The following is a 15,886-nucleotide window of genomic DNA, read 5'->3' on the forward strand; positions in this document are numbered from 1 at the left end:
ATGCAAAAAGAGGCATTCCCGGCGGGCTGGATCAGCCCGCTTCGGAAATGCCTCTTTATTTGCAAATCATCCTTTTATGAGCGACAGGAATTCGGCTCTGGACGCAGAATCCTCACGGAAAATGCCGCGAACGCCGGAGGTTACCGTTTTGCTGCCCGGCTTTTTCACGCCGCGGGCACACATGCACAGATGCTCGCCTTCAACAACGACCATCACGCCGTGAGGCTGCAGCACGTCAACCATAATGTCGGCGATTTGCGATGTGATGCGCTCCTGAACCTGTAAGCGACGGGTCACGGCTTCGACCAAGCGGGCCAGCTTGCTGAGCCCTGCGATTTTACCGCTAGGAATATACCCGATATGGACCTTGCCGAAAAACGGCGCCATATGATGCTCGCATTGGCTGTAATACACGATATCTTTTACGATGACCAGTTCCTCATGGTTTTCGTCGAAGGTAACGCCCAGCACATCCCTCGGATCGACCTCGTATCCCGCAAAAATTTCCTCATACATGCGGGCTACGCGCGCAGGAGTCTCCAGAAGCCCTTCCCTTTGCGGGTCCTCACCGATTAATTTCAAAATTTCTTGTATGTGATACTCAACTTGTTCTCGATTATTCTGAACCTGGGTATTTACGTAATCTTTTACGCCAGCCACGGCACTTACCTCCTCTCGTGACCTAATGATCTACTATTCGCGTATCGCGGAATGCGTGCTTACTTGCGTTTCCCGCCTTTTTTGTTTGTTAACTGCGGGTTGTTCTTCATCATTTGCTGAGCTTTCTGCATTTGACGGTTGTTCAGATTATACCCCATCTGTTTGGCCATTTTTTGCAGCATTTGCGGATCACTTTGCATTTTTTCCATTTGCTTGCGCAAATAAAACACGCCGATAAAAAAGCCGCCGATCAAACCGACAATCAGCGTAATCACAGGAATGACATATTGCATGTTCAGCCACCTCATATTTATAGATCAATACTCTCGTGTGCATAGCAACACGAACCTATCATAGCATTTCCCCAGGCGCCTAGCAAATGGATTTCTACGTTAAAACCGCTTCAATGAAAACGGTCGTTTCCTGGGCCAAATCCAGCTCCTTGACGTCGAAATGGCTTCCTTCGCCCCGTACGATTCGAACGACCGGCCGGCCGGGAAGGCCGCGGTGCTGGCGGACCACCACACCCGTTTCCTTGGTGGACAGCCTCACGGCGGCGCCGTTCGGATAGATCGACACCATCCGGTTAAAGTGAATCAGCACCTCGTAGTCCAGCTGCTTCTCCGACATGGTCAGCATTTCCTCGCAGGCTTCATGGGGCAGCAGGTTCTTCGCTTGCGGCAGGATCGGATGAATCAGGCGGTCATACGTGTCCGCAGCCGCCACGATTTTGGCATACAGATGAATTTCATCGCCTGTAAGCCCGCGCGGCAGGCCAAAGCCGTCAATTCGCTCGTGATGCTGAAGCGCCACATGGGCAACCAGAAGGCTGAAGTCCCTCTTGTTTTTCAGCTTCTCGAATCCCCTCCAGGTATGATGGGATTTGAGGCCCGGGAGAATCTCGTCCTCCTCGTCCATGCCGCTTTTCCCGATATCATGCATCAGCGCACCTGTTGCCAGCTCCTTCAGCTGCTGATAATTCAGCCCCATGTTGATGCCGATTACAGATGACAGCAGGCATACATTCATCGCATGGATATACTGGTGGTTGTCGGACGTTCGGATATCGGTCAGCTGCACCAGCATCTCCTTGTTGCTCATCACGTCCTCCAGCAGGCTCTCCACGCTGCTGCCGATTTGATGGGTATTCCAATCCTTCCCCGAGCGCACGGCTTCAAACATGTTGCACATCTCCTGGATGATCCCCTGCTTGGTCGCATCGCTCAGCATATCGTCGGTGTCCACATCCTCAAACAGCGGATCCTGGATGTATACCATCGTGACGCCGATCCGGTTCAACGTGCTGATCATGTAAACCGTCAGCTGCACGCCAGCAGACAAGAGAACGGTTCCGTTGCCGGAGTATATCGTTTTCCCTAAAAATTGTCCGGGCTCTACATTATCAATGCTTATATATCTCATGACTCTTCCCCCGATTTTCAGCGGCTGCCTTTCAAATCGGCCGGCTGCTCACCGCTTTACTCTTCGATCCGCGTGTTTCTTTCGGGAAGTGCTTCCTCCAAGCCAAGAAGCTGGCGTTTGGTTTCCAGACCGCCGCGGTAGCCTGTCAGGCTGCCGTCGCTCTCAAGCACCCGGTGGCAGGGAACGATGACCGGAACCGGATTTTTGCTCACCGCTCCGCTCACTGCCCTGATCGCTTTGGGTCTCTTGATCTGCTCCGCTATATTCCCGTAAGAACGGATCTCTCCATATGGAATATCGGCAAGAGTCGCCCAAACCTGTAGCTGAAACGGCGTGCCGCGCAAATCCAAGGTCAGATCGAACTCCTTTCGCTGCCCTGCGAAGTACTCTCCAAGCTGGCGCTTGGCCTCGGCAAGCCGCTCATCATCATGCTCGAAGTCGCCGCCTCCGCACCAGGTACGCGACCATTGCTGCAGAACGGCTTCCTTGACGCTGAAGCTGCCAAATTCGATCAGGCATAACCCCTTCTCCGTTGCACACAAGGTCAGCGGCCCGATCTTGGACTGCATTTCATCGTAAAATATTGTTTCAGGCTTACCGTCCAGCGTCGCGGTAAACCTCGTTGCTTCATTCTCTTGATCTGCTGCGTTCGCTTTCGTTTGCGATTGAAGTTGTTCCTTCGCTTCGCCGAGCATGTCCCGGACCTTCTCGTCCTGCTCGGAAGCTAGGGCTTTATTCATGATGTTCAATGCTTCTTCGCCTCCTATGCGTCCCAGCGACCAGGCAGCGGTTCCCCGCAGCTCCGGCCTTGGGTCATTCAGCAGCACCTCTCCCAGTTTGGGCACCGCAGATGAATCTTTGTAATTTCCGAGCGCAATGACGGCATTGCGCTGGATGGGTTTACGCCCCCGCCAAGCGGCGGCGCTTTCCCCGAATTGCTCCTTGAACTCCCGATTGGTTAAATCCAAAATGGGCAACAGCAGCGGTCTGTCCTTCTCCGGCACCGGCAGCAAATCCTCATGATGCGTCCAGTGCTTCCCTTTGTTTTTCGGGCAAATCACCTGGCAAGTATCGCAGCCGTACAAACGGTTGCCGATTTTCCGCATGACTTCGTCCGTTAAAAACCCCTTGGACTGCGTCAAAAAAGAAATGCAGCGCTGCGCGTTCAGCTGCCCTGGACCGACCAGCGCTCCTGTCGGACAAGCGTCGATGCACAGGGTGCAATCCCCGCAATCCTCCGTTACCGGGGTATCCGGGGGAAACGGGATATTCGTCACCATATCGCCAAGGAATATCCAGGATCCCCACTTCGGAGAAATGATGCAGCAGTTTTTGCCGCTGAAGCCGATCCCGGCGCGTTCCGCGACGGCCCGGTCCACCAGCGCTCCGGTATCGACCATACTCTCCATGACAGCCTCGGGCACCCGCTCGCGAATAAACGCCTCCAGCTTCCCCATCGCCTCCCGCAGCACATGATGATAGTCCTTCCCCCATGAGGAACGCGACAAGACGCCCCGGTATTTGCCCGGCTCGTTTTTGGGAGGGTTCGGCATTTTGGAAGAATAGGCTACAGCGATGGAGATAAGGGAAGCGGGTTCTGCGGAAGGCAATGCGGGGGTAACGCGTTTATCCAGATCCGGCTCTTCGAAGCCGGACTCGTAACCAAGATCCCGGTGGTTTTGCAAAATGGATTTCAAAGACACAAAAGGATCTGCCGCGGCAAAGCCGATTTCGTCGATGCCGAAGCTTGCCGCAGCCTCCTTGATCTCACGCTTCAGCTCCTCCCAGTAGGAAGGCGGAGGAGCATACGCCGAGGTTGTCATTGCTGTCATCTCTCTCGCCTCCTTCCAGCCTGGATGATGCGCCATTACAAGCCTCGGATTTGGGATATCGGCCAGAAAATAAATTCCGCCCTTCCAACGATGGCTTTAGCGCTCACGCTGCCGAAGGAGCGGCTATCCTTGCTGGCTCCTTCATGCCGGTTGTCACCCATTACGAAATAATGATCCTCGTCCAGCTTAAGCGGGCCAAAGTCGGGGTCTTGAATCTCCACCTCTGTATACGGCTCGACCTTGAGCTGGCCGTTCACATACAGCTTGTGGTCCTTTACTTCAATCATATCGCCGGGAATGCCGATGACCCGTTTGACCAGGTATTCCTTCTTGTCCGGCCCGTCGCTCGGATCATGCAGCACGACGATTTCCCCCCGGCTGGGCGCTTTGAAATCATATACGATTTTATCGATAAACAGCCTTTCCTTTTCATACAGCGTCGGCTGCATGGACTGTCCCTTGACCATCGACAGATTGAATACGAACAAATTAAGCAGCATCATGATGACAAAAGCGATCACGATCGTTTTCACCCAGTCCCATACCTCGGAGGATAGACTGCGCGGCTTCGGTTCCGTTCCCGGCTTGTCCGCCGGCACCATGCCCGATGGCCCGTGTTCATGCTGTTGAGCTTGATTCATGCTACACCTCATTTTAGACAAATTCCCCTTATATACAGAAAAGCATATCTCACGCCGTTTTGCAACGGCAGTAAAGATATGCTCAATATAGAAAATATTGTTTATGAGTCATCACAATAGATTGTCCATCTTTGAAAATTCTACGATTAAATACGTGAATCATTTGAACGGAATCGGCAAGAAGTTTATAATTTGTATCAGCTTGACGTCCGTTTCTTTTCTGATAAATCAGTGCTGGGGACTAATGATGCTAAGCTTTTGAAAGGCTTCCAAAATTTTGTTGGCACCGTAGCCCATCGCTTCATATAAAGGCAAAGCGGCTTTGTTGTGCTCATCTCCGGCAATCATGATCCGGCTTACCTTGCGAACCTGAAAACGCTGCTCCATGGCGGATACGAGCGCTTTGCCGATTCCTCGGCGGCGATAGTCCGGATGGATGGCGATGCGGTAGTAGCAGCCGTGGTTATGCTCGATCGTGCCGATCAAGGCTCCTACGATTTCGTCGTCTTCCTCCGCAACCATAATCAGCTCCGAATCCCAGGACAACTGCCTGGAGAACGGTCCCATCGTATTCCGGTAACACTCTTCGGACAAGGCAACCTGCATCAACTCGGTGACACGGGTACAATCACTTAACTGAAAGGAACGAACATGCATGTCTTAAATCTCCCTTTTCGTCAGCTTGTTTGGATCCTTGGAAGATCAAGCTCTTCTTTTAATCCAGAATAAATATTACGACAAAAACCGTTAAATTCCTTCTTTATCATTCATTAAATCATAGTTTTCTTTAAAAAACACGCATTTTCTTTTGAAAGCGCTTTATAGCAAGCGTTTTCATTGTAATATCAGTTAAATAACCATATTATGGATAACCTGTCACGCATAAAAATACGGATATCGGGTAATGGATAATACGGGTTATGTGCGCTCCTGCAAACTTCGGCCGACTTTTTAAACATAAATGTTGATTTAATTGAAAAAATACGGTTTAATTGTACTTGGATACGTTTCGAGCTACATAATCCGGTCAATAAAGGACGCTTTTGCACCGCAAAAGTTTCTTTATGAACAGGAGTCAATGTGAATTGATTCCATATAAAAAACATTTACAGGAGGTATTTATCATGGCATTTCAATTACCTGCACTTCCTTACCCTAACAATGCGCTCGAGCCTCATATCGACGCACAAACAATGGAGATCCACCACGATCGTCACCATAACACGTATGTAACCAACTTGAATGCAGCTCTGGAAAGCGCTCCTGAACTGCAAAATAAAAGCCTTGACGAGCTGATCGCGAACCTCGACGGCGTGCCTGAAGGCATCCGTACTGCTGTCCGCAACAACGGCGGCGGTCATGCGAACCACTCCCTGTTCTGGGAAATCATCGGACCTAACGGCGGCGGCGCACCAAGCGGCAAGCTGGCTGCTGCGATCGACAGCGAACTGGGCGGCTTCGATAAGTTCAAAGAAGATTTCGCCAAAGCGGCTACAACCCGTTTCGGCAGCGGCTGGGCTTGGCTGGTTGTGAAAGACGGCAAGCTTGCCATCACGAGCACGCCTAACCAAGACAACCCAATCATGGAAGGCCAAACTCCGGTTCTCGGCCTGGACGTATGGGAGCATGCTTACTATCTGAAATACCAAAACAAACGCCCTGACTACATCGCTGCCTTCTGGAACGTTGTAAACTGGGATGCTGTAGGCAAACGTTACGAAGAAGCCGTAAAATAAGGCAATCCTCAAGCGGCCTAGCCGATAGCAAAAGAACCGCCCACTTCTGTGGACGGTTCTTTTTTTGCGTTCATCACTATGAGGCCGTTACGTCGCTGCCGGCAGCGACTTGAAATACTCGCGCAATATTTTCAGGAACACGTTCGGAAAAGCATAAAGCGCCATATCCTCTTCCGCGATCCAGCGGTATTCGGTTGCCGTGCTTTCCGGGACAGCCGCGTCCGCTTCATAGGCCGCCCGTGTCTCCGCCGTGAAAGGCATGAATTCTTCCCGGCAGCGGTACACCTGCAGGTTCCAGTGGATATGGCTGAACGTATGCTCGGCGTCCATCATATATCCTTCCGGCCGCGCGGCAATGCCTTCTTCCAATAAGGACCCGATCGCGATATCCATCGCCGGCTCGTCCGGTATGCGCCCGCTGCGGCTTTGAGGAACCTGCACATGCGGCAGTTCCCACATTCTGGCGAGCAGTCCCTCCTGCGGCCGCTGGCGGATCAGCACCTTGCCGGCATGCTCTCCGGAGCCTTCTACCAAGGCTACCACCCGGTGTTCCGGGCGCGGAGGCTTCGCTTTCGTCTTCACCGGCAGCGACTCTTCTACCCCTTCCAGCCTGGCCGCGCAATGCTCCATGACCGGACAGGTCAGGCAGTGCGGTGATTTCGGCGTACATACGAGCGCGCCGAGCTCCATCAGCGCCTGATTGAAGTCGGAAGCCCGTCCTTCCGGAATCAGCTCCACGACCAATCCTTCCATAAACGACCGGGTGCTAGCTTTCATGATATCTTCCTCGATCAGGAAGTAGCGCGACAATACGCGCATGACGTTGCCGTCCACGGCCGGCTCAGGCTTGTTGAACGCGATGCTGAGGACTGCGCCTGCCGTATACGGGCCTACGCCCTTGAGGGCAAACACCGCCGCCTTGTCATCGGGCACCTGACCGCCGTGCAGCTCCTTCACCTGCTTTGCCGCCGCCTGAAGATTTCTTGCCCGCGAATAATAGCCGAGCCCTTCCCAGCACTTCAGCACATCCTGCTCCGGCGCGCCCGCCAAATCCTCGACGGTCGGAAACCTTTCAATGAAACGGTTAAAATACGGGATCACGGTATCCACGCGCGTCTGCTGCAGCATGATCTCGGATACCCAGATATAATACGGATTACGGTGGCGGCGCCACGGCAGATCCCTTTTGTTGTGCATATACCACTCCAGCAAATGATGGCTGAAGAACTTCTTCTGCTCTGTTTGGTTCATAAGACGTATTCAATTCCTTCCGGCTTTCTTCTCCCTGAAAAAGCTTCTAAACGATCCGCTCCACGACTGCGAATGCCGAAGCCAGCTCTGTCTGATGCGATATGGTCAAGTGAATAATATATTCCGGTTCACCCGGAAGCTGAAGGCGTTCCCATGCTGCCCGGCTCAGGACGGCGATGGGCCTCCCCCAGGAATCCGGCAAAATTTCCATGTCCGCAAACCCGATGATGCTCCCGATCCCGCAGCCGAAAGCCTTGGAGATCGCTTCTTTGGCGGCAAAGCGCCCCGCTACGAATTCCGTCAGCTTTCCGCCCCTTCTCCGGGCCTCTTCCCGCTCTTTCTCCGTAAGCACCCGCTCCATGAAACGGTATCCGAGCTGTCCGCTCAGCAAAAGCGAAAGTCGCTTGATTTCCAGCACATCATGCCCGATCCCGTGAATCACTGAACCACACCATCCTTCCGAAGACATTCAAACCCTATTGTAGCAGGAGACCTTCCGGGATGCGAGCCATGTCTGCATGATTTCACATCCGGGCCCGAAGAAATATTTGTAAAAAAAGGATTGACCGTTCATCATTCCTCCGTTATATTATATATCGAAACGATATATCGATCCGATACATAAGAGGTGACTAACATGCTTGAATACATCATTTTGGGGCTGCTGATGGAAGGCAACATGAGCGGCTATGACATGAAAAAAACGATCGACCTGTCCATCGGCATGTTTTACAAGGCCAGCTTCGGCAGCCTGTATCCTGCGCTGAAGCGCCTTACGGACAAGGAATGGGTGTCGGTAGCGGAAGAGGAAGGCAGCAGCAAGAACAAGAAAATTTATTCTCTCCTTCCCGAGGGCCGGCAGCAGCTGCTCCATTGGCTTGGCGAGCCCCTCACCCTGAACCGGAACGAGTTTTTGCTGAAGGTCTTTTTCTACGATTACCTTGATGAGGGGACCCGGAACCTGCGGCTTGAGGAATACCGAAGCAAGCTGAATCAGGAAATCGGCCGTCTGCAGGCGGTAGAGCAGATCGTGGCCGGCGAGCTGGCTGAAATTCCCGATCCGCAAAAGCATTTTTTCAGAGTCTCCGTGTTATCGTACGGCAAGCATTTTTTTAAGATGGAAAAAGAGTATGTCGAACAATTAATCCAAGGAGCTGATCCGAATCATGAAAGCCCAGGCCAATCAAGTAAACCCTAGCCCCGCCCGATTCACCGACAAGCGTCCCGTTTTGAGCGTCGTTATGATCGAGCTTTTGCTCCTGGTGGCGATGTTCGTCGCCGGAGCCTATGCGACCATTCAAGAATTGAGCTATACTGCACCCGTGCTGATTGCTTTCATTCCGATCTCCATCGTCCTGATCGCCTGCCTGACCTGGAAAAAGAGCTGGGGACGTTACGGCTTCAGGCCGCTGAGCACCATTCCCGCGCGCAACTGGATGTATTACCTGCCGCTCGCGCTCGCGCTGCTGATCGTCGCATTGAACGGGTTCCGCAGCTTTACGCTTAAGGAGGCCATGTTTTTCGTCTTCTTTACCCTGATGGTCGGATTTGTCGAAGAGACGGTGTACCGGGGGCTGATCCTCCACATTCTGCTTCGGCACAAAAGCGTCACCGCCGCCGTCCTGACCTCCAGCCTGCTGTTCTCCGTCACGCATGTCCTTAACATGCTGTCCGGACAAAGCGCCGAAGATACCCTCGTACAGCTTGTATATGCCCTCCTCACCGGCGCAGCCCTCGCCCTGCTGATCGTGAAGAACCATAACATCATTCCGCTCATCATCTACCACTTTATTCATAATCTGATCCAGTTTCTCGGCCAAGACGGCCGCGGGGTTTCCGTATGGGACTATGTTATTCTGATCATCCTTCTCCTGCACTGCTTATGGCTCGTGTTCAGCCTGAAAAAGAATCCCGCTGTGCCCGGCGTTTCCGGTTCCACCAAAGAGATGGCGTAACTGCTCAAGACACAGTCACCACGCATGATAGACAATCGTGTTCTAGCAGACTCTCCGCTGCTCTAGCATGTAGTTCAACTTTTAAACGACAAAAACGGGCATCAAGGTCGGAACCTTGAATGCCCGTTCTATTTCATTCTCTTATTTAAAGCGAAAATGCACCTTCACTCACGTACGCATCCTCTGACTAAATTCCCGGAATCGCGTTCCGTTTATGCGCCGTTTTAACATAATAGCTTTCCAGGCGTTCCTTCGCCTTGGCGCTGATCTCTTTGCCTTCCAGATAATCGCTGTTCTCCTCGTAGGAGATGCCCAGCTCCTGCTCGTCGGTCTGACCGGCCCACAGGCCCGCCGAGGGCGCTTTATCCAGGATCTCCTGTGGAACTCCCAGGTACTGGGCCAGCTGGCGGACCTGACGCTTGTTCAGGCTGCTGAGCGGCGTAATATCCACGGCTCCATCGCCCCACTTGGTATAGAAGCCCGTAGCCGCCTCGGAAGCGTGATCCGTGCCGACGACCAGCAGCTTCAGCTCAAACGCAAGCGCATACTGCATGACCATTCGGGCTCTGGCTTTGACATTGCCCTTCCCCTGCGGCGTGAGGTGGCGGTGGATACCAAGCCGCTTCAGGCCCTGCTCCGCTTCCAGCGCAATCTCGGTCACCGTATCCTCGATATTAGTCTCTACCGTATGCTTCAGTCCGAAGGCCTCAGCCACGGCGTAGCTGTGGTCGATATCCTCCTGCTCGCCGTAAGGCTGGAACACGCCCAGCGTCATATACTCTTCGCCGGCTTCCTCGGTCAGCTCATCCGTTGCCCGTTTGCACAGCCCCGTCGCGACGGCGCTGTCGATGCCGCCGCTGATGGCGATCAGCAGCCCCTTGACCCCGGCATCCTTTACGTAGGATTTCAGGAAATCCACTCTTCTTCTGACTTCTGTTTCTTCATCTATCGCCGGCTTTACGCCGAGTGCCGAAATCATTTCTTCCTGCAAGCTCATGAAGCACACCCCGTTTCTCGTCGATCTCTGAATAGGTCGTCCAGATCAGCCCTTACATCAAACTGTCACAGGCCTAAAAATAACGAAAGCCCCGCCTATCGGACATCCGATATTCGGGGCAGTATGCAGATGCATGCCGATTAACGGCACAGACGATCAAATGCTTCTGTCAGATCCTCGGCGATTTCTTGAGCCGAGCGGTCTTCGATTTGATGGCGCTCGATGAAATGAACGAGCTCGCCGTCCTTCAATACAGCAATGGAAGGAGAGGATGGCGGGTATGGGGCAAAATATTCTCTGGCTTTCGCCGTTGCTTCCTTGTCCTGTCCGGCAAATACCGTGAACAGATGATCCGGCACCAAGTCATTGTTCAGCGCCAGGGCTACGCCTGGACGGCATTGTCCGGCTGCGCAGCCGCATACCGAATTGACAACGACCAAAGTCGTTCCGGGAGCATCCTGGAGATGCATTTCCACTTCTTCCGGCGTTCTGAGCTCCTTAATTCCGAGGCTTGTAAGCTCATCGCGCATCGGTTGAATCATATCCTTCATATATCTGTCAAAAGACATAGACATTTTCTTATCACTCCTAATCCGCTAAATATATAACCTGAACGAAGGCGAACCTCCTCCGTGAAGATAGAGATCTTCCGATGAAGAGAAGACAAGCCCTTCTTTCATTTTATATTGCACACAAATAATATTATACCCTCAACAAGTCTGAAATCAAGAGACAACACCGGAATCCAAGGCTCTCCCCCTCCTTCAGGGAACATGCTCAAGATTCCACGAGCGGAAGCTGAATCACAAATGTCGTGCCTTGACCTTCCTCCGATTCCACCATAATCTTGCCTCCATGGCGCTCCACGATGCTGAGGCAGAGGGCCAATCCCAGCCCTGTCCCTTTGGCCTTGGTCGTAAAAAAGGGCTCGAACAGCCGTTCCTGACGGCTTTTGGACATCCCTACGCCCGTATCCCTGATGACCAGCTCCACGATTTGCTCCTTCTTTTTCAGGCGTGTTTGGATGCTAAGCTTCCCTTTCTCCTCCATCGCCTCCATCCCGTTGCGGGCCAGGTTGAGCAGCATTTGCTTAATTTCTTTGGCATTGAGGTTCAGCTTCGGCACATTCTCATCCAGCACAAGCTCAATCGTTTGGCCGCGCAAATTCGCATCGGCCCAAAGCAAGGGGCTTAAATCATTGATAATTTGGTGCAGATGCCACTGTTCCTTTTCGGAGATCCGGTTTTGGGCCAAGGAGAGAAAATCATTGATAATGCCGTTCGCCCGGTCCAGCTCCTCCATGACGATCCGGTAGTAATGATCAAGCGATTCCGGGCTTTTCTCCTTCATCAGCTGCAGAAATCCGCGCACCACGGCCATCGGGTTGCGGATTTCATGGGTAATGCTCGCCGCCATCTGTCCGACCAGACTGAGCCTCTCCACATTTCCCAGCTCACTGCGCAGCCTCTCAAGCTCCGTTATATCCTGAATAACCAGCACTGCCCCCAAAATTTCCCCGGTAAAGGTATTGGTGAGTGGCGAGGTGCTTGTATAGTGGATCTGGGATCCGATGCGAATCAGCTCTTTGTTCATTTTTACGCCCTTCAGGGCTTGGGCAATCCGGTAACTGATATAGTCTTTTTCGGTAATGTCGACGAAAGACCCGAGCGGCCGCCCGAGAATATCATTTTTGTTCAGCTCCGGCATTCTGGTTTTGAATAAATTCATCATCATTTCATTAATACTGGTAACATTGCCATCCGTATCGACGGATACCATGCACAGAGGGGCCACATCCATGACCTGCTGCAGCTTCTCTTCCTCGCGCAAATATTTTTCGGAAATGCCTTTGATCTGCTCCTTGAGCAGCAGCTTTTCCAGAGCGAATTCGATGACATAGATCAACGCGCCTCCGACGAAGACGCTAACCATGATATAAAACATCAGGAGGAGCAGTGGGCCTGCATTAGATAAGTTTAAAGCCGGATCCTCAATAATCGGGGACGCCGTAACGAGGAGCATGGCTGGCAGAAGGCACATCCACAGCTTATTGACCTTATCGGTAAGGGTACCCTTCCGGAAACTTGGGGACATCCAGACAAGCAAGGGGTAAAACAACAACCCAGTATGTAGAAAAAGTCCGGAGAATGACCATTTTTCGTTAAAATAAAAATCGCAAAGCAGATAGAGCCCTGCCAAGGGAAGACCGCTTTTGTATCCTCCGTAAAGCATGCCGATAAAGAGCGGCAGAATACCCAAGTTCAAGGGGATCAGCTGGAGCAGCGTGGTGGAGAACACCGAGCACAGCAAGATGCTGAACGCGCTGGAAATGATAATCACAAATTCAAAGCCCGCGGAACCCAGCTTTTTCTTACGCCTCAGGGTACGGACGTATTTATCCAGCGTGAGCGGGAACAAAAAAGCAAACGAACCCGCTATGAGCACCTGTGTTATAATATTTTTCAGTGCATAAATGATCGCAAGTCCCCTCCTCCCCATACGGGCAGCGTAAATACAGATTCATTTCACTTGGATAGCTAAACAGGGAAAATCTGATTCTGCAGGAAATAGCGACGAAAATAAATTAACTTAAAAAAAGTGATGTACATGTTGATTAAATCACAGCCTACACTATATTACAATATACCCTGATATATCCTAAAAAGGTACATTTAAAACACCTGACCTGGAGTCATCTGTCTGAAGGAGAGAAAAACGTGAAACAATATGACGTCATTGTCGTCGGAGGCGGTTCCGCAGGCCTCATGGCTTGCATCGCTGCAGCCACACACGGTGCCAAGGTACTGCTCCTCGACAAAGGAAGCAAGCTTGGGCGCAAGCTCGGTATTTCCGGAGGCGGCCGCTGCAACGTGACCAACGCCAAGGAAACCGAAGAGCTCATCGCACACATTCCGGGCAACGGCCGTTTCTTATACAGCGCTTTTCAGCATTTCAACAATCGCGATATCATGAACTTTTTTGAAAACCTGGGCATTGCCTTGAAGGAGGAAGATAACGGGCGCATGTTCCCGGTATCGGACAAGGCGGCCAGTGTGGTCAACACGCTCGTGGGAGAGGTCCGCAGGCTTGGGGTAGAAATCAAGACCGATACGCCGGTAGCGGAAGTGCTGTACGAGAATGGGCAGGTTTCCGGAGTACGTACTGTATCCGGCGGCGCCTTCAAAGCGTCGGCCGTGATCTTAGCCACAGGCGGCAAATCGGTGCCGCATACCGGTTCAACGGGCGACGGCTATCCGTGGGCGGAGGCCGCAGGACATACCATAACCGAGCTGTATGCCACCGAGGTTCCGATCGTTTCCCGTGAAAGCTGGATCGCTTCCAAGGAGCTTCAAGGCTTGTCGCTGCGCGACGTGGAGCTGTCGGTATGGAATCCGAAAGGCAAAAAGACGATCGGACACCGCGGGGATATGATCTTCACCCATTTCGGACTGTCCGGCCCGATCGCCCTGCGATGCAGCCAGTTTATCCGCCAGGTGAAGCATAAATTCAAGGTCAATCAGGTGGAGATGGCGATCGATCTGTTCCCTGACCTGCCTCCTCATGAACTGGACCGGATGCTGCGGGACAAGCTCGCCGCAGAGCCGAAAAAGGCCATCAAAAACGTGCTGAAGGCAGATGTCCCCGAACGGATGCTGCCGCTGCTCCTGAACCGCGCCGACCTGGACGGAGACGCTACCTTCGCCCATCTGCCGAAACAGCAGTGGTTGGCGTTTGTCGATGTGCTGAAGAAGTTTGTCATTCAGGTTACCGGCACCAAATCGATTGAGGAAGCGTTCGTAACCGGCGGCGGGGTTAACCTGAAGGAAATCCATCCGAAAACGATGGAATCGAAGCTGATGCCGGGCCTGTTTTTCTGCGGCGAAATTCTGGATATCCATGGCTACACCGGAGGTTATAACATCACTGCTGCCTTTTCCACCGGCTATACCGCCGGCAAACATGCGGCGCAGACCATCTCCTAGATTCCATGAAGCGTGCCGGAGGTGCATCTGATCTTTCTTTTAAATGATATAGAAGACACATACACAAAGGGCCCGGATTTCAGTACAAGAAATCCGGGCCCTTGTCATAAACGGATAAATGCGGCTCAAGGGGATCCATATTTTCTATTCAACATGAACATGCGCATGGCTTGCGGGGCAATCCATGCGGACGCAGCCGCCAGCGGGACAAATCCGATGACGGCAATCCAAACATTCACCGGGGAGGTAAACAGCACTGCTGCCGAAGTCAGCACAGCGAACGGAGACAGGAGCGTCCCCATGGCAAGATGGCTTCCCTGCAAATGCTGATCATCCGGCCAGGGCAGCAGGGACACGAACGGATCCTGCCGGAATCCGAACCACTGGAGAAACAGCCAATAGGTCAGCAGCATGATCAGTCCGGCGAAAGCGATCACCTTGATCCCGATCGGCAGAGTCAGCAGAACAAGCAAGCTGATGCCCGTAAACTGCAAATACAGCATGGATTGCTTCGGATGGCGCAGCAGCGTTTTGATCATCGCTCCGGCTATTCTCCGGGAAGGCAACGTCGACCTGAACACATGTCCCGACCGGCGGTATATCCATGTTTTTTTACGAATCCGGCGCGGCTTGTCCACGGTTTGGCTTAGCACAACACTGGTCAGATCCGTCCGGTTCGTCAAATCCTCCTGCACATCATTCATGAAGGTTCCACGGAGCCGAAGCCTCACGATAATCAGCAGGAGGCTTACCACAACAAGGATGATCGTCCCCAAGCCAAGCGCAAACGGCTGCAGCCTGAACCAAGCGGCAAAAGCTCCGTACATCCCGGACGGTACGAACACGAACGGAATATACAGAAGCCGCCGCCTCCACCCGCCCGTCTGTACACGGACCAGATGCTTGGACCACATCAGCACCCATTCGAATGCAATCGTAAAGAGCAGCAGCGAGACGAGTGACAGGCTGTCCTGATGAAATTGCCTGACTAGAAACGGGAGCACGATTAGGTAAAAGATCGAGGTTTTAAGCGCTGCGACAGCCATGCTGTACAAACTGCTGCGAACCATTACCCCATGAAGCCACGCCTTCCGCTGAATCACGAACAGTACGTCAGCCTCACGGATCAGCAGTAAAATACTGCTGAGGGAAGCGGTCAGGAGCAGCAGCGCCAGCACCACGGAAAACGGAAGCTGCGCAGCCCACGCCGGGAGGGGTTCTTTCCACAAGCCATAATACAATCTTCCGCCCAGCAGCAAGCCCGGAATCAAAATATACAAAAACACGGTCCAGTCATCCGCTACCGAACGCAAGACACGAACCCGGTCTCGGATATGGCTTATCAGCCGCTTCCTGAACAGGTTTGCAGGATTCGGAAACGTATAACCTTGGTTTTTCGTTCCGATGAT

At 52.6% G+C, this 15,886-nt stretch carries 16 protein-coding genes; 4 read left to right on the forward strand and 12 right to left on the reverse strand.

Annotation, left to right across the window (positions count from 1 at the left end; genetic code table 11):
* Positions 1 to 66: 66 nt before the first annotated feature.
* The 6 genes from folE to PCH05_RS19120 all read right to left on the reverse strand — a co-directional run bounded on the left by folE (position 67) and on the right by PCH05_RS19120 (position 5,212).
* Complete coding sequence (folE, locus tag PCH05_RS19095; RefSeq protein WP_127604783.1) at positions 67 to 660, reverse strand: GTP cyclohydrolase I FolE; 594 nt, start codon at positions 658 to 660, stop codon at positions 67 to 69.
* A 59-nt stretch (positions 661 to 719) separates the two neighbouring features.
* Positions 720 to 953 carry a YneF family protein gene (locus PCH05_RS19100; protein WP_127604785.1) on the reverse strand — a complete coding sequence of 78 codons (234 nt, stop codon included), beginning with the start codon at positions 951 to 953 and terminating at the stop codon, positions 720 to 722.
* Between the two features lie 94 nt (positions 954 to 1,047).
* Positions 1,048 to 2,082, reverse strand: a complete 1,035-nt coding sequence (locus tag PCH05_RS19105; protein WP_127604787.1) for an HD-GYP domain-containing protein — start codon at positions 2,080 to 2,082, stop codon at positions 1,048 to 1,050.
* 56 nt (positions 2,083 to 2,138) lie between these two features.
* On the reverse strand, positions 2,139 to 3,914 hold the full coding sequence (gene queG, locus PCH05_RS19110; protein ID WP_127604789.1) for a tRNA epoxyqueuosine(34) reductase QueG: 1,776 nt from the start codon (positions 3,912 to 3,914) through the stop codon (positions 2,139 to 2,141).
* A gap of 35 nt (positions 3,915 to 3,949) precedes the next feature.
* The gene (gene lepB, locus PCH05_RS19115) at positions 3,950 to 4,555 is read right to left on the reverse strand and encodes a signal peptidase I (RefSeq protein WP_371860563.1); all 606 of its coding nucleotides are present in this window, start codon (positions 4,553 to 4,555) and stop codon (positions 3,950 to 3,952) included.
* Positions 4,556 to 4,783: 228 nt separating this feature from the next.
* Entirely contained in the window at positions 4,784 to 5,212 is a 429-nt protein-coding gene (locus PCH05_RS19120) for a GNAT family N-acetyltransferase (RefSeq protein ID WP_127604791.1), read from the reverse strand.
* Positions 5,213 to 5,679: 467 nt separating this feature from the next.
* On the opposite strand from PCH05_RS19120, the gene PCH05_RS19125 reads away from it, so the two are divergent.
* Complete coding sequence (locus tag PCH05_RS19125; RefSeq protein WP_127604793.1) at positions 5,680 to 6,291, forward strand: superoxide dismutase; 612 nt, start codon at positions 5,680 to 5,682, stop codon at positions 6,289 to 6,291.
* An 87-nt stretch (positions 6,292 to 6,378) separates the two neighbouring features.
* Here PCH05_RS19125 and mutY read toward each other — a convergent pair whose 3' ends face one another.
* Positions 6,379 to 7,542 (reverse strand): A/G-specific adenine glycosylase, encoded by a 1,164-nt coding sequence (gene mutY, locus PCH05_RS19130; RefSeq protein ID WP_127604795.1) that lies wholly within the window; start codon positions 7,540 to 7,542, stop codon positions 6,379 to 6,381.
* A gap of 46 nt (positions 7,543 to 7,588) precedes the next feature.
* Positions 7,589 to 7,984, reverse strand: a complete 396-nt coding sequence (gene acpS, locus PCH05_RS19135; RefSeq protein WP_127604797.1) for a holo-ACP synthase — start codon at positions 7,982 to 7,984, stop codon at positions 7,589 to 7,591.
* Between the two features lie 195 nt (positions 7,985 to 8,179).
* Between acpS and PCH05_RS19140 the strand changes: the two genes are divergently transcribed.
* Both PCH05_RS19140 and PCH05_RS19145 read left to right on the forward strand, forming a co-directional pair.
* Entirely contained in the window at positions 8,180 to 8,740 is a 561-nt protein-coding gene (locus tag PCH05_RS19140; RefSeq protein WP_127604799.1) for a PadR family transcriptional regulator, read from the forward strand.
* Positions 8,709 to 9,497, forward strand: a complete 789-nt coding sequence (locus PCH05_RS19145; protein WP_127604801.1) for a CPBP family intramembrane glutamic endopeptidase — start codon at positions 8,709 to 8,711, stop codon at positions 9,495 to 9,497. Before PCH05_RS19140 ends, PCH05_RS19145 begins: the two co-directional genes overlap by 32 nt.
* 187 nt (positions 9,498 to 9,684) lie before the next feature.
* On the opposite strand, the gene nadE is transcribed toward PCH05_RS19145, so the two are convergent.
* From nadE to PCH05_RS19160, 3 genes are all read right to left on the reverse strand, one after another.
* Positions 9,685 to 10,494: an NAD(+) synthase gene (gene nadE, locus PCH05_RS19150; protein ID WP_127604803.1), complete on the reverse strand. Its 810-nt coding sequence runs from the start codon at positions 10,492 to 10,494 to the stop codon at positions 9,685 to 9,687.
* A gap of 140 nt (positions 10,495 to 10,634) precedes the next feature.
* Positions 10,635 to 11,069: a BrxA/BrxB family bacilliredoxin gene (locus tag PCH05_RS19155; protein WP_127604805.1), complete on the reverse strand. Its 435-nt coding sequence runs from the start codon at positions 11,067 to 11,069 to the stop codon at positions 10,635 to 10,637.
* A gap of 202 nt (positions 11,070 to 11,271) precedes the next feature.
* Complete coding sequence (locus PCH05_RS19160) at positions 11,272 to 12,993, reverse strand: two-component system sensor histidine kinase NtrB (protein ID WP_246049753.1); 1,722 nt, start codon at positions 12,991 to 12,993, stop codon at positions 11,272 to 11,274.
* 218 nt (positions 12,994 to 13,211) lie between these two features.
* Here PCH05_RS19160 and PCH05_RS19165 point away from each other — a divergent pair, with 218 nt between their 5' ends.
* The gene (locus tag PCH05_RS19165) at positions 13,212 to 14,477 is read left to right on the forward strand and encodes a BaiN/RdsA family NAD(P)/FAD-dependent oxidoreductase (RefSeq protein ID WP_127604807.1); all 1,266 of its coding nucleotides are present in this window, start codon (positions 13,212 to 13,214) and stop codon (positions 14,475 to 14,477) included.
* A 125-nt stretch (positions 14,478 to 14,602) separates the two neighbouring features.
* Here PCH05_RS19165 and PCH05_RS19170 read toward each other — a convergent pair whose 3' ends face one another.
* On the reverse strand, positions 14,603 to 15,886 hold the full coding sequence (locus PCH05_RS19170) for an ABC transporter permease (protein ID WP_127604809.1): 1,284 nt from the start codon (positions 15,884 to 15,886) through the stop codon (positions 14,603 to 14,605).

This window comes from Paenibacillus chibensis, from assembly GCF_004001045.1.
GTDB lineage: Bacteria > Bacillota > Bacilli > Paenibacillales > Paenibacillaceae > Paenibacillus_AQ > Paenibacillus_AQ chibensis.

Excerpts from the sequence above, each read along its gene's own strand:
- PCH05_RS19100 (WP_127604785.1), bottom strand. The coding sequence starts at position 953 with ATGCAATATGTCATTCCTGTGATTACGCTGATTGTCGGTTTGATCGGC.
- PCH05_RS19105 (WP_127604787.1), bottom strand. The coding sequence starts at position 2,082 with ATGAGATATATAAGCATTGATAATGTAGAGCCCGGACAATTTTTAGGG.
- queG (WP_127604789.1), bottom strand. The coding sequence starts at position 3,914 with ATGACAGCAATGACAACCTCGGCGTATGCTCCTCCGCCTTCCTACTGG.
- lepB (WP_371860563.1), bottom strand. The coding sequence starts at position 4,555 with ATGAATCAAGCTCAACAGCATGAACACGGGCCATCGGGCATGGTGCCG.
- PCH05_RS19120 (WP_127604791.1), bottom strand. The coding sequence starts at position 5,212 with ATGCATGTTCGTTCCTTTCAGTTAAGTGATTGTACCCGTGTCACCGAG.
- PCH05_RS19125 (WP_127604793.1), top strand. The coding sequence starts at position 5,680 with ATGGCATTTCAATTACCTGCACTTCCTTACCCTAACAATGCGCTCGAG.
- mutY (WP_127604795.1), bottom strand. The coding sequence starts at position 7,542 with ATGAACCAAACAGAGCAGAAGAAGTTCTTCAGCCATCATTTGCTGGAG.
- PCH05_RS19140 (WP_127604799.1), top strand. The coding sequence starts at position 8,180 with ATGCTTGAATACATCATTTTGGGGCTGCTGATGGAAGGCAACATGAGC.
- PCH05_RS19145 (WP_127604801.1), top strand. The coding sequence starts at position 8,709 with ATGAAAGCCCAGGCCAATCAAGTAAACCCTAGCCCCGCCCGATTCACC.
- nadE (WP_127604803.1), bottom strand. The coding sequence starts at position 10,494 with ATGAGCTTGCAGGAAGAAATGATTTCGGCACTCGGCGTAAAGCCGGCG.
- PCH05_RS19155 (WP_127604805.1), bottom strand. The coding sequence starts at position 11,069 with ATGTCTATGTCTTTTGACAGATATATGAAGGATATGATTCAACCGATG.
- PCH05_RS19160 (WP_246049753.1), bottom strand. The coding sequence starts at position 12,993 with ATGGGGAGGAGGGGACTTGCGATCATTTATGCACTGAAAAATATTATA.